General features: G+C 66.3%; 19 protein-coding genes and 1 tRNA gene. 10 read left to right on the forward strand and 10 right to left on the reverse strand.

Annotated features, from left to right (window positions below; all coding sequences use genetic code 11):
- The first annotated feature begins 172 nt into the window (after nucleotides 1–172).
- Nucleotides 173–1,426, forward strand: coding sequence for an MFS transporter (locus tag RF641_RS13155; RefSeq protein ID WP_244910892.1), 1,254 nt, complete (start codon nucleotides 173–175; stop codon nucleotides 1,424–1,426).
- A 33-nt stretch (nucleotides 1,427–1,459) separates the two neighbouring features.
- Here the strand turns inward: RF641_RS13155 and RF641_RS13160 are convergent, their stop codons facing one another.
- The 8 genes from RF641_RS13160 to RF641_RS13195 form a co-directional block, all read right to left on the reverse strand.
- The gene (locus RF641_RS13160) at nucleotides 1,460–2,482 is read right to left on the reverse strand and encodes a hypothetical protein (RefSeq protein WP_424573372.1); all 1,023 of its coding nucleotides are present in this window, start codon (nucleotides 2,480–2,482) and stop codon (nucleotides 1,460–1,462) included.
- A 61-nt stretch (nucleotides 2,483–2,543) separates the two neighbouring features.
- A complete protein-coding gene (locus RF641_RS13165; RefSeq protein WP_424573373.1) occupies nucleotides 2,544–4,280 on the reverse strand; it encodes a helicase HerA-like domain-containing protein in 1,737 nt (578 codons plus the stop codon).
- Nucleotides 4,281–4,326: 46 nt separating this feature from the next.
- Nucleotides 4,327–5,100, reverse strand: a complete 774-nt coding sequence (locus RF641_RS13170) for an amino acid ABC transporter ATP-binding protein (protein ID WP_424573374.1) — start codon at nucleotides 5,098–5,100, stop codon at nucleotides 4,327–4,329.
- Nucleotides 5,087–5,752 carry an amino acid ABC transporter permease gene (locus RF641_RS13175; protein WP_047119895.1) on the reverse strand — a complete coding sequence of 222 codons (666 nt, stop codon included), beginning with the start codon at nucleotides 5,750–5,752 and terminating at the stop codon, nucleotides 5,087–5,089. The genes RF641_RS13170 and RF641_RS13175 overlap by 14 nt, the downstream gene beginning before the upstream one ends.
- Nucleotides 5,753–5,827: 75 nt before the next feature.
- Nucleotides 5,828–6,634 carry an amino acid ABC transporter substrate-binding protein gene (locus RF641_RS13180; RefSeq protein ID WP_424573375.1) on the reverse strand — a complete coding sequence of 269 codons (807 nt, stop codon included), beginning with the start codon at nucleotides 6,632–6,634 and terminating at the stop codon, nucleotides 5,828–5,830.
- A gap of 130 nt (nucleotides 6,635–6,764) precedes the next feature.
- A complete protein-coding gene (locus RF641_RS13185; RefSeq protein WP_047119893.1) occupies nucleotides 6,765–7,694 on the reverse strand; it encodes an AEC family transporter in 930 nt (309 codons plus the stop codon).
- 64 nt (nucleotides 7,695–7,758) lie between these two features.
- Nucleotides 7,759–7,829 (reverse strand) — tRNA-Gly (locus RF641_RS13190).
- 92 nt (nucleotides 7,830–7,921) lie between these two features.
- Nucleotides 7,922–8,407 carry an SseB family protein gene (locus tag RF641_RS13195; protein ID WP_424573376.1) on the reverse strand — a complete coding sequence of 162 codons (486 nt, stop codon included), beginning with the start codon at nucleotides 8,405–8,407 and terminating at the stop codon, nucleotides 7,922–7,924.
- Nucleotides 8,408–8,517: 110 nt separating this feature from the next.
- Here RF641_RS13195 and RF641_RS13200 point away from each other — a divergent pair, with 110 nt between their 5' ends.
- Together RF641_RS13200 and RF641_RS13205 are read left to right on the forward strand one after the other, a co-directional pair.
- A complete protein-coding gene (locus RF641_RS13200) occupies nucleotides 8,518–10,224 on the forward strand; it encodes a fumarate hydratase (protein WP_113607518.1) in 1,707 nt (568 codons plus the stop codon).
- 238 nt (nucleotides 10,225–10,462) lie between these two features.
- On the forward strand, nucleotides 10,463–10,801 hold the full coding sequence (locus RF641_RS13205) for a hypothetical protein (protein WP_053798634.1): 339 nt from the start codon (nucleotides 10,463–10,465) through the stop codon (nucleotides 10,799–10,801).
- A 3-nt stretch (nucleotides 10,802–10,804) separates the two neighbouring features.
- Here the strand turns inward: RF641_RS13205 and RF641_RS13210 are convergent, their stop codons facing one another.
- Nucleotides 10,805–11,674 carry a M15 family metallopeptidase gene (locus RF641_RS13210; RefSeq protein WP_053798633.1) on the reverse strand — a complete coding sequence of 290 codons (870 nt, stop codon included), beginning with the start codon at nucleotides 11,672–11,674 and terminating at the stop codon, nucleotides 10,805–10,807.
- 177 nt (nucleotides 11,675–11,851) lie between these two features.
- Here RF641_RS13210 and dcd point away from each other — a divergent pair, with 177 nt between their 5' ends.
- Nucleotides 11,852–12,433 carry a dCTP deaminase gene (gene dcd, locus RF641_RS13215; protein WP_047119889.1) on the forward strand — a complete coding sequence of 194 codons (582 nt, stop codon included), beginning with the start codon at nucleotides 11,852–11,854 and terminating at the stop codon, nucleotides 12,431–12,433.
- Nucleotides 12,434–12,493: 60 nt separating this feature from the next.
- Here dcd and RF641_RS13220 read toward each other — a convergent pair whose 3' ends face one another.
- Complete coding sequence (locus tag RF641_RS13220; RefSeq protein ID WP_424573377.1) at nucleotides 12,494–13,831, reverse strand: MFS transporter; 1,338 nt, start codon at nucleotides 13,829–13,831, stop codon at nucleotides 12,494–12,496.
- Between the two features lie 224 nt (nucleotides 13,832–14,055).
- Here RF641_RS13220 and RF641_RS13225 point away from each other — a divergent pair, with 224 nt between their 5' ends.
- The 6 genes from RF641_RS13225 to mnhG are packed head-to-tail and all read left to right on the forward strand — an operon-like array spanning nucleotide 14,056 to nucleotide 20,391.
- The gene (locus RF641_RS13225) at nucleotides 14,056–17,031 is read left to right on the forward strand and encodes a Na+/H+ antiporter subunit A (protein WP_424573378.1); all 2,976 of its coding nucleotides are present in this window, start codon (nucleotides 14,056–14,058) and stop codon (nucleotides 17,029–17,031) included.
- A complete protein-coding gene (locus RF641_RS13230) occupies nucleotides 17,028–17,477 on the forward strand; it encodes a Na(+)/H(+) antiporter subunit C (protein ID WP_047119886.1) in 450 nt (149 codons plus the stop codon). Before RF641_RS13225 ends, RF641_RS13230 begins: the two co-directional genes overlap by 4 nt.
- The gene (locus RF641_RS13235; protein WP_424573379.1) at nucleotides 17,474–19,075 is read left to right on the forward strand and encodes a Na+/H+ antiporter subunit D; all 1,602 of its coding nucleotides are present in this window, start codon (nucleotides 17,474–17,476) and stop codon (nucleotides 19,073–19,075) included. The genes RF641_RS13230 and RF641_RS13235 overlap by 4 nt, the downstream gene beginning before the upstream one ends.
- 13 nt (nucleotides 19,076–19,088) lie before the next feature.
- Nucleotides 19,089–19,721 carry a Na+/H+ antiporter subunit E gene (locus RF641_RS13240; protein ID WP_082123963.1) on the forward strand — a complete coding sequence of 211 codons (633 nt, stop codon included), beginning with the start codon at nucleotides 19,089–19,091 and terminating at the stop codon, nucleotides 19,719–19,721.
- Nucleotides 19,718–19,984 carry a monovalent cation/H+ antiporter complex subunit F gene (locus RF641_RS13245; protein WP_047119884.1) on the forward strand — a complete coding sequence of 89 codons (267 nt, stop codon included), beginning with the start codon at nucleotides 19,718–19,720 and terminating at the stop codon, nucleotides 19,982–19,984. The genes RF641_RS13240 and RF641_RS13245 overlap by 4 nt, the downstream gene beginning before the upstream one ends.
- Nucleotides 19,984–20,391: a monovalent cation/H(+) antiporter subunit G gene (mnhG, locus tag RF641_RS13250; protein ID WP_047119883.1), complete on the forward strand. Its 408-nt coding sequence runs from the start codon at nucleotides 19,984–19,986 to the stop codon at nucleotides 20,389–20,391. Before RF641_RS13245 ends, mnhG begins: the two co-directional genes overlap by 1 nt.
- Nucleotides 20,392–20,422 lie beyond the last annotated feature (31 nt).

Raw genomic sequence — 20,422 nt, forward strand, 5'->3', positions numbered from 1 at the left:
CCCGATGCCGGCCCCGCTCACCGCGAGCGGGGCCGGCATCGGGCATTAAACGGGGTCCCGGTGGTTGCCCCGCAAGCGCCCCGGAAGAGAAATATGAGGAAACCTCAGCAAGTCCGGCGCACGCATGGCTAGACTGGATGCGGGAGGCGCCGGAGGGATCCGGCAGATACTGATGGCATCGCAAATGTTCCGGGCTCTGGAAATACCCAACTACCGCAACTGGGTGGCGGGCGCGCTGGTCTCCAACATCGGCACCTGGATGCAGCGCGTGGCGCAGGACTGGCTGGTGCTCACGGTCCTCACCGACAACGACGGCACTGCCACCGGCATCACCACCGGCCTGCAGTTCCTGCCGATCCTGCTGCTCGGTCCCTATGCGGGGCTGGTCGCCGACCGCTTCAACAAGCGTCGGCTGCTGATCATGACCCAGGCGTTCATGGGCCTGTGCGCGATCGTGCTGGGCCTGCTGGTGGTCACCGAGACCGCGGCGCTGTGGCACGTGTACATCCTGGCCACCCTGCTGGGCATCGGTTCAGCGTTCGACGCCCCGGCCCGCCAGGCCTTCGTCTCCGAGATCGTCCCGGGCACCCATCTGGCCAACGCGGTGGCGCTGAACAGCGCGAACTTCAACCTGGCCCGGCTTGCCGGCCCCGGCGTGGCCGGCGCGGTGATCGCCACCTTCGGCACCGGCCCGGCGTTCTTAGTCAACGGCGCCTCGTTCCTGGCGGTGATCTCCTCGCTGGTGTTCATGCGCAAGGGCCAGCTGCACCCGGCCAAGCCGGTCAAGCGCGAGCGCGGGCAGGTGCGCGAGGGATTCCGCTACGTGAAGGGCCGGCGCGACCTGCTGCTGATCTTCGGGCTCGCGTTCGTGATCGGCACCTTCGGGCTGAACTTCCAGATGACCAACGCGATGATGGCCACCGAGGCCTTCGGGGTGGGCGCCGGCGAATTCGGCATCCTGGGCAGCATCATGGCGGTGGGCACCTTCGGCGGCGCGCTGCTGGCCGCCCGGCGCTCCAGCCCGCGCTGGCGCTACCTGATCGGCGGCGGCATCGCCTTCGGCATTTCCGCGCTGGCCAGCGCCTGGATGCCGAACTACGTGCTCTTCGGCATCATGCTGGTGCCGGTGGGGCTGGCGTCGCTGACCTTCCTGAACAGCTGCAACACCATGGTGCAGACCTCGGTGCCGGCCCAATACCGGGCGCGCGTGCTGGCGCTGTACCTGATGGTGGTCATGGGCGGCACCCCGATCGGCTCGCCGCTGATCGGCTGGCTGGCCGAGGAGCTGGGGGTGCGGGTGGCGGTGTCCATCGGTGCCGGGCTGTCGCTGGCCGCGAGCATCGCGGCGCTGGTTGCCTGGCAGAAGTTCCGCCACGACGCGGTGCCGCTGCGCGCGCAGATCCGCGAAATGCTGAACCTGCGCTAGCTGCCGCGCGCTGGCCGCCGGCCGGGCCGCAGGCTAGCGGGCGGCCTGCTCGCCGCCGGCCACCGGGGACACGGAGACCTCGGTGGTGCTGGTGGTCAGGTGCGCGGTGAAGGAGAACTTCTCGGTGACCTTCTTCGCTTCCTTGGCGCCGGTGCGCAGGTCCTGCTCCACCAGATTCACGCTGGCCTTGACCTCCAGCGGGGCCAGGATCCAGGCGCCGTTGTAGTAGCTGACGTCGATGGTCGGGTATTTGTCGATGGACCACTTGATCGAGGAGGAATCCACCCGGGCGGTGGTGTTGTAGGCGAACGGGCAGCCCGAGGGCATGAGCACCTGCTGCGTGGCGCAGCCGTCGAGGTACTTCTTGACCTTGGCGCTGATGGAGGCGATGAATTCCTTGGTCGGCTGGGTCTTCAGCGCGATCTGCACCGGCTGCTTGCCGACCCCGGTGACCACCACGCCGCGGGTGTCCGCCTCGAAGTTCTTGGTGCTGAAGCTGGCGTCGAGCACCGCCGGGTAGAACACCGGCAGCGTGCTGGTGCCGGCCTTCAGCGGGATGGCCTGCTGGTTGACGTTGACCTCGTTGACAGTGTTCGCCTTGATCTGCACCGTCGGCAGCGTGGATGGCTCGAAGGCCCAGGTGTCGAAGAACAGCCAGTTCTTGCCGGTGTGGCGCAGCATGTAGGTGGACTCCTTGTCCACCCCGGCGGCCTTGTAGTGCGCGGTGACCTGGCGCAGATCCGGATCCTGCTCGCTGGGCACGGCGGCGTCGACGGTGAAGTCGGTGATGCCTTCCTGGGTGCGCTTGAGCACCTCGCCGTCCAGCGCGACCGCGTCGCCCTGGGGCACCGTGGCCTGCATGAGGCCCAGCGCATGGGCGCCGTCGCCCGCGGCCAGGTACTGCTGCAGCGAGGCGACCTGCTTTTGCGGGGAGAAGAGCAGGCGGTTGGCGGCCAGCGCGCCGCCGACCAGCAGGGCTATGACGACAACGGCGGCAATGGCCCACCGCACGGCGATGCGCGAAGCGGTGACGGGCGCTGAGGTACGAGAATTCATCACGTCTCAGGCTATCGGTTTTCACCGCCGACCCTGAAACCGGGCTACTTATTGCGGTGTTTCACCGCCGTTTGCGCTTGCGGGTGCCGAACATGCCGCGCAGCACCTCGCGCCCGAGCATGTTCGCCGCATCCAACGCGAAATCCATCAGCTCGCTGGTCTGCGTGCGCTCGGCAGGGCGCCGCGAGGAGGTCGAGTCCTGCGGTGTCGAATCCTTGCGGCGGGAGCGCGGGGCAGGTTCGGGCTCCGGGCCCTGCTGGTAGTCCGGCATCGGGAAGTCGCTGGCCGGCACCGTGGTGGGTTTGCCCAGGATGGACTCGGCGATGCGCCGGGCTTCCTCGTCGATGTCAGCGCTGGTCGCCGGCCCGTCCTGCGAGCTCGCGGACGCCGGCTCCGGGGTGCCGGGCTGGTTGGCGGGCTGCGCGGCAGGCTGCGCTTGGGCCGGTTGGGCGGCAGCGGGCTGCCCGGTGAGCATTTCATGGGCCGAATCGCGGTCCAGCGCGGTGGAGTACCTGGCCGCCAGGGCGGAAGCGGCGATGATGCCGGAGACCACCGAGGCGTCGGCCGGGCCGATGCGCGAGCCCGGGGAAGACAGCCGCGTCCACGCGGCGGGGGTCGGCACGCCCTTCTCGCCGAGCACCGTGATCACGGCCTCGCCCACGCCTGCCTGGGTGAGCGCGGTCTTCAAATCCAGTTCGCCGGCTGGGAAGGTGCCCATGACCTTCTTGAGCGCCTCGGCGTCCTTGGGAGTGAACACGCGCACCGCGTGCTGCACCCGGGTACCCAGCTGCGCCAGCACCTCGTCGGGCAGGTCGGCGGGGGACTGCGAGATGAAGAACAGGCCCACGCCCTTGGAACGGATCAGCCGGACGGTGGAGATGATTGCCTCGGTGAAGGCCTTGGACGCTCCCTTGAACAGCAGGTGCGCCTCGTCCAGGAAGAACACCAGCTTGGGTTTATCCAGGTCCCCGGCTTCGGGCAGCTCGTCGAACAGGTCAGCGAGCAGCCACATGAGGAAGGTGGAGAACAGCAGCGGCTGGCGGTTAAGCGCGGGGAGCTCCAGCACGCTGATGATCCCGGTGCCCTCGCTGCGCAGCAGGTCTGCGGTGTCGAATTCGGGCTGCCCGAAAAACGGGTCCATGCCCTGGGCCTGCAGGATGGTCAGCCCGCGCAGGATCACCGAGGCGCTGGCTGGGGAGACCCCGCCCAGCGAGCGCAGGTCTTCCTTGCCTTCGGGACCGAGCAGGAATTCCAGCACCGACTTCAGGTCCTTGAGGTCATCCAGCGGCAGCTTGCGGGTGTCGGCGTAGTGGAACACCAGTTGCAGGACCTGCTCCTGGGTCTCGTTCAGCTCCAGCACGCGGGCCAGCAGGATGGGGCCGAAGGAGTCCACAGTGGCGCGCACCGGGATGCCGCCGGGGCCTTGGCCCAGGACCAGGAATTCGACCTTGTTGGACCGGGCGGTGAAGCGGTGCCCGATGCCGGCCAGGCGCTCGTCGAGCTTCGCGCTGGGTTCGGCCGGCTGGGCCAGGCCGCTGAGGTCGCCCTTGAGGTCGGCCAGGAACACCGGTACGCCGGCGACCGCCAGCTGCTCTGCCATCACCTGCAGGGTCACGGTCTTGCCGGTGCCGGTGGCTCCGGCGATCAGGCCGTGGCGGTTGAGCATCGACAGCGGCACGCGGACCTGTGCCTCGGGGCGCGCGGCCCCGTCGACGATCGCAGCGCCCAGCTCCAGGCAGTCGGTGGTGAAGGCGTACCCGTTGATCAGGTTTGTCAGCAGCGTGGATTCCATAGCCATAGCCTAATGCAGAAATTCCGCGGCTGGCATGGGAACCGGTGAGCCTCTAAAAGGGGTGCAGCAGACGCTGGACGAAGGCCTGGGTGCGCGGGTTCTGCGGCGCGGCGAGCACCTGGGAGGCGGGCCCGGTTTCCACCACGACCCCGCCGTCCATGAACACCACGGTGTCCGCGACGTCCCGGGCGAAGGTCAGCTCGTGGGTCACCAGCACCATCGACCAGCCTTCCTGGGCCAGCTCCTTGATGACCACCAGCACCTCGCCGACCAGCTCCGGGTCCAGCGCGCTGGTCGGCTCGTCGAAGAGCAGCAGATCCGGCTTGAGCATCAGCGCGCGCACGATGCCCACGCGCTGCTGCTGGCCGCCGGAGAGGGAATTCGGATAGGCCTGGGCCTTGTCCGCCAGCCCGACGCGGGCCAGCAGCGCCGTGGCTTGCTCCATGACCTCGGCGCGCGGGCGCTTCTGCACCTCCAGCGGGCCGACGGTTACGTTCTGCAGCACGCTCAGGTGCGGGAAGAGATGGTGGCCCTGGAAAACCATGGCCGAGCGCTGGCGCAGGATCTGCGCCTGCTTCGGCTTGAAGCCCGCGCTGAAGGCGACCTCGGGGCCGCCGGCGAAGGCGACGGTGCCGGCATCCGGGATCTCCAGTCCGTTCAGGCAGCGTAGCGCGGTGGTCTTGCCGGATCCCGAGGGCCCGATCAGCGCCACCACCTCGCCGGTGTGCACCGTGAAGTCGATGCCCTTGAGCACCTGGTTCGCCCCGAAGGACTTGTGCAGGCCGGTGACGGTTAGCAGGCTTGCGGCAGGGTTACTTGGCGACATGCTTTTCAAGCCTTCCTTCCAGTGAATTCTGCAGGGCGGAGAGCAGCAGGCAGATGACCCAGTAGATGCCGGCCGCGGTGCAGTACAGCAGCATGAATTCGAAGGTCACTGCGGTGATTTCCTGCGCCTTGCGGAACATCTCGCCGACCAGGATGATCGAGGCCAGCGAGGTGTCCTTGACCAGGGAGATGAACGAGTTGGATAGCGGCGGCACCGCGACCCGGGCGGCCTGGGGCAGGATGATGCGGTACAGCGTGCGGGTGCGTGACATGCCGACGGTGTAGCCTGCCTCCCACTGCCCGGCCGGGACCGAGAGGATTGCGGCGCGCAGGATCTCGGCGCAGTAGCCGCCGGTGTTCAGGCTGAACACGATGATGGCGCTGGGCCACGGGTCGATGGTCAGCCCGATCGAGGGCATGCCGTAGAAGATCACGAACAGCTGCACCAGCAGGGGAGTGCCGCGGATGATCGAGATGTAGACGCGGGCGACCGAGGAGAGCACCTTGCTGCCGCTGATCCGCATCAGCGCCATGAGCAGCGCCACGGCCAGGCCGATGGCGAAGCTGATGACGGCCAGCGGAATGCTGGCGGTGATCGCGGCCTGGGTCAGCGGCCAGAGCGAGTCGAGGAACAACTGCCAATTCGAGTCCATGGGTCACCTTTTGCGAAAAATGAAACCGGCTCCACGCGTGCTACGTGTGGAGCCAGTCTACTGGGAAGCCGGTCGCTACTTGCTGACGTCCTCGCCGAAGTATTTCTCGGAGATCTTCGCCAGTTCGCCGTCGGCGCGCAGGGAGTCCAGAGCCGTGTTGATGGCCTCCTGCAGGTCGGTGGCGTCCTTGCGCAGCGCGACGGCCGAATCGGTCTTGTCCTCGGCCTCGGCGGCGATCTTGATGCTGTCATCCGGGTGCGTCTTCTGCGCGTCCAGGAAGGTCAGCTTGTCGTTGACGGTGGCATCCACGCGGCCCTGCTTGAGCAGGGTGACCGCCTGGGCCCAGCCCTCCACCGGTTCCACGGTGGCGCCGGCGGCCTTCGCGGTCTCGTAGTAGTTGCTGGTCAGCGACTGCGCGGTCTTCTTGCCCTTGAGCGACTCGAAGGAGGTGATGTCCGTGTTGCCGCTCTTGGTGACGATCACGCCGGTGGAGACCGTGTAGGGCTCGGAGAACAGGTACTTGGCTTCGCGTTCGGGATTGATGGCGACCTGGTTGGCGATCACGTCGAAGCGCCCGGCGTCCAGCCCGGCGAAGATCGCATCCCACTGGGTCTGCTGGAACTTGACCTCGACACCCATCTTCTCGCCGACCGCCTTGATGACCTCCACGTCGTAGCCGGTCAGCTCGGAGCCCTCGTTGTAGGAGAAGGGGCGATAGGTGCCTTCGGTGCCCACGGTCAGCACGCCGGCGTCCTTGACCTTCTGCAGCGCGGAGGCGCCCGCTTCATCGGGGGTGCCGCCGCTGTCCGGGGATCCGCCGCAGGCGCTCAGCGTCAGGGCAAGGGCGGCGGCGGTGGCCAGCAGGGGAGCGATGCGTTTCACGATGACCTCACAAGGATGCTAGGGAACGGATAACCGTACACAACGGCCGGCGGCCGCGGGCTATTCCCCGATCATAGACCCGGGTGCCGGGTCTTTTCCGTACCCAAGTCATGTAAAGAAATACGACGGTTCAGATGCCCAGCAGCAGCGCCAGCGCCATCATCAGCGGGATGGCGCAGATGGTGGTCATCAGCACGGTGTCCTTGGCGATCACGACCCCGTGCTCGTAGCGCGAGGCGGTGACGAAGATGTTCTGCGCGGTGGGAAGCCCGGCCATGATGACCGAGGCGACCAGCAGCTCGCCGCGCAGGTCGAACAGGTAGTAGGCCAGCACCCAGGCCAGCAGCGGATGGACCACCAGCTTGGCGACCGAGCCGATGAGCACGTCGGCCCGGCGGCCGGAAGCTTTCTCCAGCGGCTTGGAGCCAACCAGCGAGATGCCGAAGGCCAGCAGCATGGCGGGGATCGAGGCGCCGGCGATCAGGTTGACCGGTTCGAGCACGATCTGCGGGACCTGGACACCGGTCAGCGCGACGACCAGGCCCAGCAGCGAGCCGATGATCATCGGGTTCTTCGCGGTGGCCAGGACCATGGCCATGGGGGTCGTGCGGTGCTTGGAGGTGGTGGCGTCGAGCATCGCCAGGTTCACCGGCTGGTACAGGGCCAGCTGGAACAGGATGATCGGCGCCGCGTAGGACATGTCGCCGAGCACGTACAGCGCGATGGGAAGCCCCAGATTGGCGGAGTTCACCGTGGAGGCGGCCATGGCCGCGACGATCCGTTCCGAGGCTGGGCGCTTGAGCCAGCGGGCGGTGGCCAGATGGTAGACGACGGCGGTGAGCACCGCGGACAGGCCTGCCACCCAGAGCAGCGGGCCGAGCACGGCGACGGGGTCGGAATCGGCCAGGGTGGTGAACAGCAGCGCCGGGCTGGCGACGAAAAACGTGACGCGGTTGAGCACGTAGCGGGCCTGCTCCCCGAGCACCCCGGTGCGCCCCACCAGGTAGCCCACGGCGATGACCACCCAGATGATCGAGAAGCCTTCAAGAACTCCGGTCATGAAACTCCTCGCGGTGGAACAGAAAATTGCCGGGGCACCCATGGGTGTCCCGGCAATCTGTGCGAGCGGGCGACGGGAATCGAACCCGCGTATCGAGCTTGGGAAGCTAGCGCTCTACCATTGAGCTACGCCCGCATGCTCCGAGCGGCCTAATGACGGCCCGGGCGAAAAACAGCATATCGCACGATCAGGCTCCGGAAAAATCCGGGTCCCGCTGCGGTGGATTGCTAGGCTTCGGGATCCTGCTTGAGCATCTGCTCCTTGAGGATGTCCACGCCCTCGGCGGGAATCTCGAAGCTCAGCTCGTCGCCGGGGTTCACTACGAAACCGGTGCCCTGCAGCGCGCGCACGATCGTCGCGCCCTGCACCTTCACGCCGTAGCCTGCCTGGTCGATGTAGCTGGAGGGGATGCGCTCGATGGAGGTGAACACGGCGACCATCGGAGCGCCGGCCGGGTTGGTCAGCAGCAGCGGCTGGGCGTTCTTGTTCTCGCCGGTGACCTCTTCGCGGGAGAGGAAGAAGACCTCCGCGCTCATGAACGCGCTGAGCACCGAACCGGAAAGCTCCGGTTTGTTAAGCCCTGCCTGCAGCATCATTTCGAAGTGGGTTTTCGGCCGGGCCTGTTCCTTGTCCATCGGGGTTTCGATGATCATATCCGGGCGCTCGTTAGGATCTTGTCCGTCCAGCGGGGCGGAGGTGTTCTCGGTGCTCATACCCCAAGCATGTCGCGATCACCGCCCGGGCGCAAACGCCGAATAAGCCAAATCCGGTTACAAGGCCTAAACTGGATAGCGAGCACCCACCATAGATTCAAGGAACGAGCATGCCTGAATTTCGTTATGAGGATCTTCTGCCCATCGGCGAAGACACCACCGAATATCGCAAGATTTCCACCGAGGGCGTCGAGGTTGTCGCCGGTCCCGATGGCAAGAACTTCCTGAAGGTCGCCCCCGAAGCACTGGAGCTTCTGGCAGAGACCGCCCTGCACGACATCTCGCACTACCTGCGCCCGGCACACCTGCAGCAGCTGCGCAACATCCTCGACGACGAGGACGCCAGCCCGAACGACAAGTTCGTGGCGCTGGACCTGCTGAAGAACGCGAACATCGCCGCCGGCGGCATCCTGCCGATGTGCCAGGACACCGGCACCGCGATCGTGATGGGCAAGCGCGGCCAGCGTGTGCTCACCGAGGAGCAGGACGAGATCTCGCTCTCCCGCGGCATCTATGACGCCTACACCCGCCTGAACCTGCGCTACTCGCAGCTGGCCCCGATCACCACCTGGGAAGAGAAGGCCACTGGAAACAACCTCCCGGCCCAGATCGACCTGTACGCCAACACCAAGCCGGGCGCGGACACCAGCTACAAGTTCCTGTTCATGGCCAAGGGCGGCGGATCGGCCAACAAGTCCTTCCTGTACCAGGAGACCAAGGCGATCCTGAACGAGAACGCCATGCTGACCTTCCTTGATGAGAAGCTGCGCTCGCTGGGCACCGCCGCGTGCCCTCCGTACCACCTGTCCATCGTCATTGGCGGCACCAGCGCCGAAATGGCGCTGAAGACCGCCAAGTACGGTTCCGCCAAGTACCTGGACTCGCTGCCGACCGAGGGCGCCATGACCGGCCGCGGCTTCCGCGACACCGATCTGGAAGAGAAGGTCCTCGAGCTGACCCGCCACTTCGGCATCGGCGCGCAGTTCGGCGGCAAGTACTTCTGCCACGATGTGCGCGTGGTGCGCCTGCCGCGCCACGGCGCCTCGCTGCCGGTGGCCATCGCCGTGTCCTGCTCGGCCGACCGCCAGATGCTGGCGAAGATTACCGAAGAAGGCCTGTTCGTCGAGCAGCTGGAAACCGATCCGGCGCGCTTCATGCCGGACGAGTCCCACCCGGCCATCGCCGCCCACGACGACGAGACCTCGGGCGTCTCCGGCACCGGCGGCTCCTCGGTGGTCAAGATCGACCTGAACAAGCCGATGGACGAGATCCTGGCCGAGCTGACCAAGTTCCCGGTCAAGACCCGCCTGTCGCTGACCGGCCCGCTGGTCGTGGCCCGCGATATCGCGCACGCCAAGATCAAGGAACGCCTGGACGCCGGCGAAGAGATGCCGCAGTACCTGAAGGACCACCCGGTCTACTACGCAGGTCCTGCCAAGACCCCTGAGGGCATGGCTTCGGGCTCCTTCGGCCCGACCACCGCAGGCCGCATGGACTCCTACGTGGACCAGTTCCAGGCAGCCGGCGGCTCCATGGTGATGCTGGCCAAGGGCAACCGCTCGCAGCAGGTCACCGATGCGTGCGACACCCACGGCGGCTTCTATCTGGGCTCCATCGGCGGCCCTGCCGCCCGCCTGGCGCTTGACTGCATTAAGAAGGTCGACGTCATCGAGTACGAAGAACTCGGCATGGAAGCCATCTGGAAGATCGAGGTTGAGGACTTCCCGGCCTTCATCGTCGTGGATGACAAGGGCAACGACTTCTTCGCCTCCACCATGAAGCCGACCTTCACCGGCATCCCGGTACGCTCCAAGTAGCCCCGGATAGCGCCGCTGACAGGCGCAAACACCTGCGCTCCGTCGCCGTTCCCCTCAGGGGAGCGGCGGCGGACAGCTTGTTTAAGCGCGGATTTTCACAGCTGATGCACACCGGCCGGGTGCGCGAAAAGCCCCGGAATTCCCAGGAGGCGGGGGTAGACTCGGAGCAACCGATACGCAGGCATCGCCTGTCGCCTGCGGTGCACAGCGCATCCGGGCACCGCTTGGAGGCAACCGCATGACTCGGCTTTTTGTCGTCAATGTCCTGCTTGGAATCCCCGGCATCATCTATTTCTGGATGCTGTACATGTACGTCAGCCAAGGGCCGATGATCTCCCTGGGCGCAGAGTCCCTCGCCCACAACGTGGAGGGCTACTTCTCGTCCAACCTCGTGCTCGGGCCGCCGCTGGCCATCGGAGCGATCGTCTGGATCCTGGTAAACGTGTATCTGGTGAGCCGCCGCAAGCGCAGCGGAGCCTGCCAGAACGCCACCGGCAAGACCGCGCACTGGCTCACAGCCTTGGGTTCGACCCTAGTGCCGCCGATGGTGCTGCTTTCGGTGGCGGCGATCTTCTAGCCGCTACTTGGTGAAGCCGAAGCTCCAGTCGCGGTAGGGCGGCAGGAAACGCAGCACCATGAGGTCGTCCTCGCGCAGCACGCCGGAGCCTTCGACCTTCTGGTTCTCCTTCTCGGTGGTTGGCTCAACGGGCGTGGACGGCACGGAGCCCGGTTCATCACTCGGCTTCGCCGCCGGGGTGGCTTGGGCCTGCATGGACGCGTCCTGCAGCATGTCGAAGTATTCCTCAAAGGTCTCGGCGCCGGATTCCTGCATGGCCTTGGCCTGCTCCTTGCCGATATAGCGCACATGCCACGGCTCGTACTTGTAGCCGGTGATCTCTTCCTTGCCCACCGGATAGCGCACGATCAGCCCGTAGTCGACCGCGTACTCGGCGATCCACTGGCCTGCCGGGGTCTGCCCGAAGGCTTCCTTCAACTCGGCGCGGCTGTTGGTATAGCCGAGATCGGCGGCCAAGCCCAGCTGGTGCTCGCTGGTTCCCGGACGGGCCGAGATGCGCTCGGCGTACTCGGTGCCGTACTGCGCCTGGTACTTGTTGAACAGGGCGGCTTGGCGCTGGTAGGAGCGGAAGGCACTGAGTACCTTGATGCTGTGGCCCGCGGCGCGGGCGTCTGCGACCAAGTCCTCCACCGCGTCGGCGGCCTGCTTGCGCAGCTGGAAGGAGGTCCCGGATAGGGTGACCAGGTCCTTCGGGGTGTAGTCCTCGGGGGAGAGCTTGGTGCTCGGGTTGATCAGCGCCAGCAGGCTCGACGCAGAAGCCAGCTCCGCGGCCTCGACGGCCGGAATATCCTCGGGCGCGGCAACGGCGGCCGTGCCGGAGAACACGAGCACTCCGACGAGTACGGAGCTGGTCAGGGCGGAAGCCAAGCGCATGAATGGAAATCCCTCGGTGGTGCGGTGGGGACACTGCGTCCCGCTCCCAGAATATCCGGATTTTCTGGACAGCACATGAGAATCCGCCCACTTCGAAACCTCCGGAAGCGCGAATCGCGCGTACATATAGGGGTGCGGTATTCACCGTTGCGCCGCAGACACGATAAATTTAAAGGCGTGTTGTATTCAGATGGTGATATTCGCAGAGAAATTGAGTCCGGAGAGATCGGCCTGGAGCCGTTTAATGCCGAGATGATCCAGCCCGCATCGGTGGACGTTCGAATCGACCGGTTCTTCCGGCTGTTCGACAACCACAAGTACGCGCACATCGACCCGGCCCAGGACCAGAGCGAATTGACCCGTCTGGTCGAGGTCGATCCCGAGGAACCGTTCATCCTGCATCCGGGAGAGTTCGTGCTCGGCTCCACCTATGAAGTGGTCACCCTGGGCAACTCCATCGCCGCGCGCCTGGAGGGCAAGAGCTCCCTGGGGCGCCTGGGCCTGCTGACCCACTCGACCGCCGGCTTCATCGACCCTGGCTTCTCCGGCCACGTAACCCTGGAGCTGTCGAACATGGCCACCTTGCCGATCAAGCTGTGGCCCGGCTCCAAGATCGGCCAGCTGTGCTTCTTCAAGCTGACCTCGGAAACCGAGAACCCCTACGGTTCGGGCCGCTACGGCAACCGCTACCAGGGCCAGCGCGGCCCGACGGCCTCACGCAGCCACCTGAACTTCCACCGCACCATCATCGAGAACTAGCACCCTCGCGAATCGCTTCGCCTCGTCCCGGCAGCCCGAACGGCTGCCGGGACGAGGCGCTTAAGCAGAGGCTTCGTTGGAGGACTTCTTCGGCGCGCGGATCGGAAGCAGCAGGGCCAAGCCGACCGCCAAGACCACCAGGATGCCCAGAATGCCGTAGCGCTGGGCCTCGCCGGCGGCCACCAACGGGGTGGCAATCGCAATCGCGGCGCCGAACAACGCCGGAGCCAGGAAGGACACCGCGCGGCCGGTGGTCGCGTACAGCCCGAACATCTCGCCCTCGCGGCCGGCGGGAATGAGCCGGGCCAGGTAGGACCGGGCGGCGGCCTGGGCCGGGCCGACGAATAGGCACAGCAGCAGGCCGAAGATCCAGAATCCGGTGGCGGCGGGGGAGAAGAACACCCCGGCCCCGGCCAGCAGCAGGCCGACCAGGGAGCCGGTGATCACGGCTTTGGGGCCGAGTACGTCGTCAAGCCGTCCGCCGATGATCGCGCCGACCGCAGCCACCACGTTGCCCACGATGGCGAAGATGATGACCTCGCTCAATGCGAACCCGAAGGTGCCGGCGGCGATGACGCCGCCGAAGGTGAAGATCGCCGCCAGGCCGTCGCGGAACACCGCGGAGGAGAGCAGGAAGAAGATCAGGTTCTTGTCCTCGCGCCACAGGCTTGCGATGCGCCGGAACAGCACCGCGTAGGAGCTACGCAGCGGGATCTTCTCGTTCATCGCGGCGCGGGATTCGGGGATGAGGAAGAACAGCGGCAGCGCGAACACCAGGCACCACAGCGCGGAGAACACCGCGACCAGCCGCAGGTTCAGCGAGTTCTCCGTGGAGGCTCCGGGCCATTGGAAGATCGGATCCACGAAGCCGAAGAGCACCAGGGCCAGCGCCAGGATGCCGCCCACGTAGCCCATGCCCCAGCCGAAGCCCGAGACCTTGCCGACCGTGGCGGGGGTGGAGATCTGGTTGAGCACCGCGTTGTAGTTCACCCCGGCGAACTCGCTGGCCACCGACATCGCCGCGATCAGCAGCGCGCCGAACCACAGGAAACCGGGATCGGGGTAGACGAAGAAGCCGGCGGCGCAGATGAGCACCAGCGCGATGGTGTTGACCATGATCCACAGCTTGCGGCGCCCGGCGGCGTCGGCTCGCATGCCGGTGACCGGTACCAGCAGGGCGATGAGTACCCCGCCGATGGCCAGCGCCTGCGAGAGCACGAGCGAAGCATGGTCCTTGTCGCCGAAAAGTTCGCTGGTCAGGTACACAGTGAACACGAAGGTGATCATCACCGCGTTGATCGCGGCCTGGCCCCAGTCCCAGCTGGCCCACGCCCAGGTGTACTTGGTCAGCCATTTCTCTGCTGGAGGAACCGGCTGCGTTCGCTGATTGAAACTCATGCTCGCATAGTACCCGTTTGCGGTAATCAGCAGATGAATTCGAGAGAAGCGGCGGAGGGCTGGCGTAGGGCCGGGCGCGATAGATGTGCCGTCCGAACCGCCGAGATGACGGCATGGAAACGCTCTGACATGAAGGAAGTCTGAGCCCAGACTGATAAAATTACAAGTGCCGGCTATTTTTGGTCGTCGAACTCTGCCCCATTTCCAGTCGACAGAGGAGACGCGTGCTCATCATTCTCAGTGCACTGTTTGCCACAGCACTGCTGTGCCCACTGCTTTTCCGGGTGCTGAAGCGCAACGCGTTCTACGTCGTCGCGACGGTTCCTGCCGCGGGATTCATCTGGCTGCTCACCAAGCTGCCCGCCGTGCTGGCCTCCGACCAGTCGCTGGCCTCCGGGGCCCCGAACGCCCCGCCCTCGATCCGCATCGACTGGATCCCCGGGCTGAACATCGGGCTGAACTTCCGCATGGACACCCTGTCCGCCACGATCCTGCTGCTGATCCTGGGCGTGGGCGCGCTGGTGCTGTTCTACTGCGCGCGCTACTTCAAGAACGACGACCCGCAGATCGGCGGCTTCGCAGCCAAGATGGTCGCGTTCGCCGGCGCCATGACCGGTTTGGTGACCGCAGATGACGTGATCATCATGTTCATCTTCTGGGAAATCACCAGCGTGCTGTCCTACCTGCTGATCGGCTTCAGCCAGGCCCTGATCACCGCGCGCCGCTCGGCCATGAACGCGCTGATCATTACGACCTTCGGCGGCCTGGTGATGCTCGCCGGCATCCTGATGCTGGGCACCCAGACCGGCAGCTACCAGCTCTCCGAGATCATCGCAGCCTCCGGCGAACTGGTCGCGCTGGGAACCTACACCGACGTGGCAGTGGCGCTGATCATCGTCGGCGCGCTGTCCAAGTCCGCACTGGTGCCCTTCCACTTCTGGCTTCCCGGGGCGATGGCGGCGCCCACCCCGGTCTCCGCCTACCTGCACGCCGCCGCGATGGTCAAGGCAGGCGTCTACCTGATCGCCCGACTGGCTCCCGGATTCGCCGAGACAGGCCTGTGGGTGCCGATGACCGTCGGCATCGGCCTGCTCACCATGCTCATCGGCGGGTTCCGCGCGCTGAAGCAGTACGACCTGAAGCTGATCCTGGCTTTCGGCACCGTCTCCCAGCTGGGTTTCATCATCGCCGTCTTCGGCCTGGGCACACCGGACGCCGCCTTCGCGGCGCTGGCGCTGACCCTGGCCCACGGCCTGTTCAAGGCCACCTTGTTCCTGTCGGTGGGCATCATCGACCACAACACCGGTACCCGCGACATCCGCAAGCTCACCGGGCTGCGCCATGCGATGCCGATCCTGACCACCGCGGCCGGCATCGCCGCGGCCTCCATGGCGGGGCTGCCACTGCTGCTCGGCTTCGTGGCCAAGGAAGCTGTCTACGAATCGGCGCTGCACCTGGACACCAGGTGGGGCCCGTACGCGCTGATCGGCATGGTGCTGGGCGCCGCGCTGACCATGGCCTACTCCTTGCGTTTCTTCTTCGGCGCGTTCGGCGTGAAGAAGTACAAGGTCGACCCGCTGGTCTGCAAGCCGCCGACGCTGATCTTCCTGACCCCGCTGCTGGTGCTGAGCACCCTGACCCTGGGGTTCGGGCTGTTCCCGTACCCGGTGGAGCTGCTCTCCAAGCATTGGTCCGCGCTGCAGGGCGGGGCCCCGGACATGCACCTGGCGGCCTTCGCCGGGTTCAACGCGGCCCTGGGCTTGAGCGCGATCTCGGTGGGGCTTGGCCTGTTCTTCTACTGGATCCGCCGGCGCACCGATACCGGCGCGCCGCTGCGCCGCATGGTCACCTCCGCCGAGGAGCTGTACCGCATGTCGGTGAACGTGCTGGACATGGCGGCCATCTGGATCACCGGCCGCACCCAGCGCGGTTCGCTGTCCTTCTACCTGGGTGTGATCCTGTCCGTGGTGCTGGTTCTGCCGCTGGGCATCGCGCTGGCGGTGGAAACCCCGTGGCCGACCAATTGGGTCATTGCCGACCATCCGGCGCAGCTGATCATCGGGGCGATCATCATCGCCGGCTGCGTGATCGCGATCGCCGCGCCCAAGCGCTTCATGGCGGTGCTGATGGTCTCGGTGACCGGCTACGGCATGGTCGCGATCTTCGCCCTGCAGGGCGCCCCGGACCTGGCGCTGACCCAGCTGCTGGTGGAAACCATCGTGCTGGTCTCTTTCGTGCTGGCGCTGCGCGCGCTGCCCAAGCGCCTGTGGGTTGGGCTGACCCGCATCAAGTGGGGCCGCGCGATCCTGGCGATCGCGCTGTCGATCATGGTCGTGTACATCGCGATCGCGATGATGGCAGCCCGCGGGCAGGCGCCGATCTCTCTGGAATGGCCGGAACTTGCCTATTACGAGGGCTTCGGCAAAAACGTCGTGAACGTGGCCCTGGTGGACATGCGCGTATGGGACACCTTCGGGGAAATCACCGTGCTGGCCGCTGCGGCCACCGGCGTGGCCTCGCTGATCTTCGCCGGCCGCGGCTTCGGCCGAAGGGTGCGCGCCCACCAGGTGGCCCCGGGCAGCATCGACTCCGGCTCCGAGGCCATGGGCTCCCAGGCGGAGAAGGAGGTCGAGCTGCGCATCGCCCGGCGCTTCGCCGCCAGCTCCAACCAGGACTGGCTGATGGCCGGCAACACCCTGGTGGCCGAACGCCGCTCGATCATCTTCGAAGTGGTCACCCGCCTGATGTTCCACTCGGTGCTGATCATGTCCGTGTACACGCTGCTGGCCGGGCACAACACCCCCGGCGGCGGGTTCGCCGGCGGCCTGATCGCCGGCCTGGCGCTGACCATCCGCTACCTGGCCGGCGGGCGCATCGAGCTGTCCGAGTCCATGCGCATCGCTCCGGGCATGCTGATCGGCGGCGGCATCGCGCTGGCGGGGCTGTCCGGGATCATGCCGCTGTTCGCGGGGGACGAGATCTTCACGACCTACGCGTGGGAGTTCTGGCTTCCGGTCTTCGGCGAGCACAAGTTCGTGACCTCCACGATCTTCGACATCGGCGTGTACCTGGTGGTGCTCGGCCTGGTGCAGGACGTGCTGCGCTCGCTGGGCAGCGAGATCGACCTGCTCTCCGAGGGCCGCAGCCCCATCGAACAGCATGACCCAATCCAAGCGTCGCAGACGGGAGTCGGCCGATGAGCGTGAACATCACTTTCCTGGTCATCACCGGGGTGCTGCTGGCCACCGGGTTCTACCTGGTGCTCGAACGCACCCTGACCCGCGTGCTGCTGGGCATCATGCTGCTGGGCAACGGGGTGAACCTGCTGATCCTGACGGCCGGCGGGCGCAAGGGCGCGGCGCCGCTGTTCAAGCCCGACCTGCCCGCCGATCAGTACTCCGACCCGCTGCCGCAGGCGCTGATCCTGACCGCGATCGTGATCACCTTCGCGGTGACCGCGTTCCTGCTCGCGATGATCTACCGCTCCTGGACGCTGACCAGCGCCGACGTGCTGGCCGACGACACCGAAGACATCAAGGTGTCGCAGTCCACCGCCTATGACGAAGAGGAAGATTCGCCGGTGGCCGAGGACACGACCGAGTTCGTTGACGAAGAAGGCCGACCGATTCGCGAGGGGGAAGAGTGAATTTCCTGGATCTTGCTCCGCTGGCGGTGGTACTGCCGATCTTCGGCGCCGGCGCCGCCTTCCTGGTCCGCCGCCGCATCAAGCTGCAGCGCCTGATCACCATCGGCATCCTGTGCGTGACCCTGCTCCTGGAAGCCGGCATGCTGGCCGCCGTGTGGGGCGGGGAGAGCTACGCGGTGCATATCGGCGGCTGGCAGTCGCCGTGGGGCATCTCGCTGATGGTCGACGGCTTCAGCGCCTTCATGCTGCTGATCTCCACCCTGGTGTCGCTGGCGGTGCTGTTCTACGCGACCAGCCAGGGCCTGGCCGACGGGGACGAACCCGGGCCGGTGTCGGTGTTCCACCCGGCCTACCTGATCCTGCTGGCCGGCGTGTCCAACGCGTTCCTGGCAGCTGACCTGTTCAACCTGTATGTCGGCTTCGAGATCCTGCTGACCGCCAGCTACGTGCTGCTGACCCTGGGCGCCACTGCCGAGCGCATCCGCGCGGGCACCACCTATGTGGTGGTCTCCGTGGTCTCCTCGGTGATCTTCCTGATGGGCATCGCGATGACCTACGCGGCGACCGGCACCGTGAACATGGCGGACCTGGCAGGGAAGCTGCCGCAGCTTGACCAGGGACCGCAGCTGATCCTGCATGTGCTGCTGCTGATCGCCTTCGGCATCAAGGCGGCGGTCTTCCCGCTGTCGCTGTGGCTTCCGGACTCCTATCCGACGGCCCCGGCCCCGGTGACCGCGGTGTTCGCCGGCCTGCTGACCAAGGTGGGGGTGTACGCGATCGTGCGCACCGAGACGCTGCTGTTCCCGGGAGGCGCGGTGAACGCCGGGCTGCTGGTGGTCGCGGCGCTGACCATGGTCATCGGTATCCTCGGCGCGATCGCGCAGACCGACTTCAAGCGTATGCTGTCCTTCACGCTGACCAGCCACATCGGCTACCTGATCTTCGGCGTGGCCGTGGGCGGCGAGCTGGCCATCGCGGCGACCATCTACTACGTCGGCCACCACATCATCGTGCAGACCTCGCTGTTCATGGTGGCGGGGCTGATCGAGCGCCGCGCCGGCAGCGCGAACGTGACCCGGCTGGGATCGCTGGCCAAGCTGTCCCCGGCGCTGTCGCTGCTGTTCTTCATCCCGGCCATCAACTTGGGCGGCATCCCGCCGTTCTCCGGCTTCCTGGGTAAGTTCGGGCTGCTGCATGCGGCCGCGCAGGATGCAGACGCGTTGACCTGGGTGGTCATCGCCGCCGGCCTGCTGACCAGCCTGCTGACCCTGCTGGCGATCATCCGCGTGTGGGCCCGCATGTTCTGGCGCCGCGCGGCGGACGCCGAGATCCCCAACCCGGACCTGGTGGACGAGGCGGCGAAGGTCGCGGACCAGACCGCCGCCGGCGGCGCCCAGGCGCCGCACCTGGGCCTGAAGCTGGCCCGCGAACTCGAATCCGAGGCGCTGCCCTGGGGCATGCGCTACGCCACCGGCTCGCTGGTGGTGGCGGGCATCGCGCTGACGGTGTTCGCCGGGCCGATCTTCGAGTTCTGCCAGCGAGTGGCGGCGCAGCTGATCGCCCACGAACCGTACATCAACGCCATCCTGAGTTACTGAGCGGAGGGACAACATGCCGAACAAGAACCTGGCCCCGCGCGACCAGCGCATCGACGACGCGCTGGACACCGCCGGCGTCCGCCACCGCGCCACGCTCAAGCAGGAGTGGCCGCTGCTGCTCCTGCTGGTTTTCGTCTGGGGAGCGCTCTGGCAGGACTTCTCCCCGGGCAACCTGATCTTTGGCGCCGTCATCGCGCTGGTCATCGTGAACCTGTTCCCGCTGCCGCCGGTGGTGCTCTCCGGGCGGCTGAACCTCTGGTACTGCGTCAAGCTGTTCGGATGGTTCCTGGGCCAGGTCGTCGCCGCCAGCGTCCACGTCGCCTGGCTGGCGGTGGTGCGCGGGAAGAAGACGCGCAGCTCGGTGATCGCGGTGCCGCTGCGCACCGACTCGGACCTGATCGTGATGACCGTGGGCCATGTGCTGACGCTGATTCCCGGGTCCTTCGTGCTCGACGTGGACCGCAGCTCCTCGACCCTGTATCTGCACTACATCGACGTCGACTCGGCCCAGGAGGTCGCGAAGGCGCGGGAGAACATCCGCGACATCGAACGCCGCCTGATCATGGCCATCGGCAGCCAGGACGAGTACGAAGCCATCAAGAACGAATGCAGCCCCCGCGTGAGAAGGACAAAGGAGAAGCCATGATCGAAGTTGTCGTCTGGATCTGCGGCAGCCTGCTCGGGCTGGGCGCCATCGCCTGCCTGGTCCGTGTGGCGAAAGGCCCCTCAATCCTCGACCGGGTGCTGGCCCTGGATGTCATGCTGCTGATCATCTCCGCGGCCCTGTGCCTGGAGATGGCGTTGAACAGGCACACCGACTACGTGCTGTTCGTGGTCGCCGCCTGCACCATCGGGTTCATCGGCTCGGTGACCGTCTCGCGCTATGTCTCGGATCAGAGGAACGCGTAATGGACCTTTTCCTCGACATCCTCGTCGCCGTGCTGCTGATTCTGGGCTGCCTGATGTCCCTGATTGCCGGCATCGGCCTGCTGACCTTTCCCGACATGCTCACCCGCATGCATGCGGCCACCAAACCCCAGGTGCTGGGCTTCCTGCTGATCTTCGCCGGACTGGCCATCCACCTGCGCAGCTGGACCGTCATCCCGGTCCTCGTCCTTGCCTGGGCGATGCAGCTGCTGACCGCCCCGGTGTCTGCGCACATGATCGGCCGCGCCGGCTACCGCACCAAGCACGCGGCCAAGGAGACCCTGTACTCCGACGAGCTGCGCCAGGTCGTGGAGAAGGTGACCTCCGCCCCGCACACCGGGACCGTGCCGGAAATTGATCCGCAGGAGACCGGGCCGGACGCGAAATAACTTCAACCAACAGCAGCGGGCCATTCCCTGA

It is taken from the genome of Arthrobacter sp. 'calajunan', assembly GCF_046940185.1.
GTDB classification, from domain to species: Bacteria; Actinomycetota; Actinomycetes; order Actinomycetales; family Micrococcaceae; genus Glutamicibacter; species Glutamicibacter soli.

Coding starts and splice junctions, on each gene's coding strand:
- RF641_RS13155 (WP_244910892.1), top strand. CDS start 173: ATGGCATCGCAAATGTTCCGGGCTCTGGAAATACCCAACTACCGCAAC.
- RF641_RS13160 (WP_424573372.1), bottom strand. CDS start 2,482: ATGAATTCTCGTACCTCAGCGCCCGTCACCGCTTCGCGCATCGCCGTG.
- RF641_RS13165 (WP_424573373.1), bottom strand. CDS start 4,280: ATGGCTATGGAATCCACGCTGCTGACAAACCTGATCAACGGGTACGCC.
- RF641_RS13170 (WP_424573374.1), bottom strand. CDS start 5,100: ATGTCGCCAAGTAACCCTGCCGCAAGCCTGCTAACCGTCACCGGCCTG.
- RF641_RS13175 (WP_047119895.1), bottom strand. CDS start 5,752: ATGGACTCGAATTGGCAGTTGTTCCTCGACTCGCTCTGGCCGCTGACC.
- RF641_RS13185 (WP_047119893.1), bottom strand. CDS start 7,694: ATGACCGGAGTTCTTGAAGGCTTCTCGATCATCTGGGTGGTCATCGCC.
- RF641_RS13195 (WP_424573376.1), bottom strand. CDS start 8,407: ATGAGCACCGAGAACACCTCCGCCCCGCTGGACGGACAAGATCCTAAC.
- RF641_RS13200 (WP_113607518.1), top strand. CDS start 8,518: ATGCCTGAATTTCGTTATGAGGATCTTCTGCCCATCGGCGAAGACACC.
- RF641_RS13205 (WP_053798634.1), top strand. CDS start 10,463: ATGACTCGGCTTTTTGTCGTCAATGTCCTGCTTGGAATCCCCGGCATC.
- RF641_RS13210 (WP_053798633.1), bottom strand. CDS start 11,674: ATGCGCTTGGCTTCCGCCCTGACCAGCTCCGTACTCGTCGGAGTGCTC.
- RF641_RS13220 (WP_424573377.1), bottom strand. CDS start 13,831: ATGAGTTTCAATCAGCGAACGCAGCCGGTTCCTCCAGCAGAGAAATGG.
- RF641_RS13230 (WP_047119886.1), top strand. CDS start 17,028: ATGAGCGTGAACATCACTTTCCTGGTCATCACCGGGGTGCTGCTGGCC.
- RF641_RS13240 (WP_082123963.1), top strand. CDS start 19,089: ATGCCGAACAAGAACCTGGCCCCGCGCGACCAGCGCATCGACGACGCG.
- RF641_RS13245 (WP_047119884.1), top strand. CDS start 19,718: ATGATCGAAGTTGTCGTCTGGATCTGCGGCAGCCTGCTCGGGCTGGGC.
- mnhG (WP_047119883.1), top strand. CDS start 19,984: ATGGACCTTTTCCTCGACATCCTCGTCGCCGTGCTGCTGATTCTGGGC.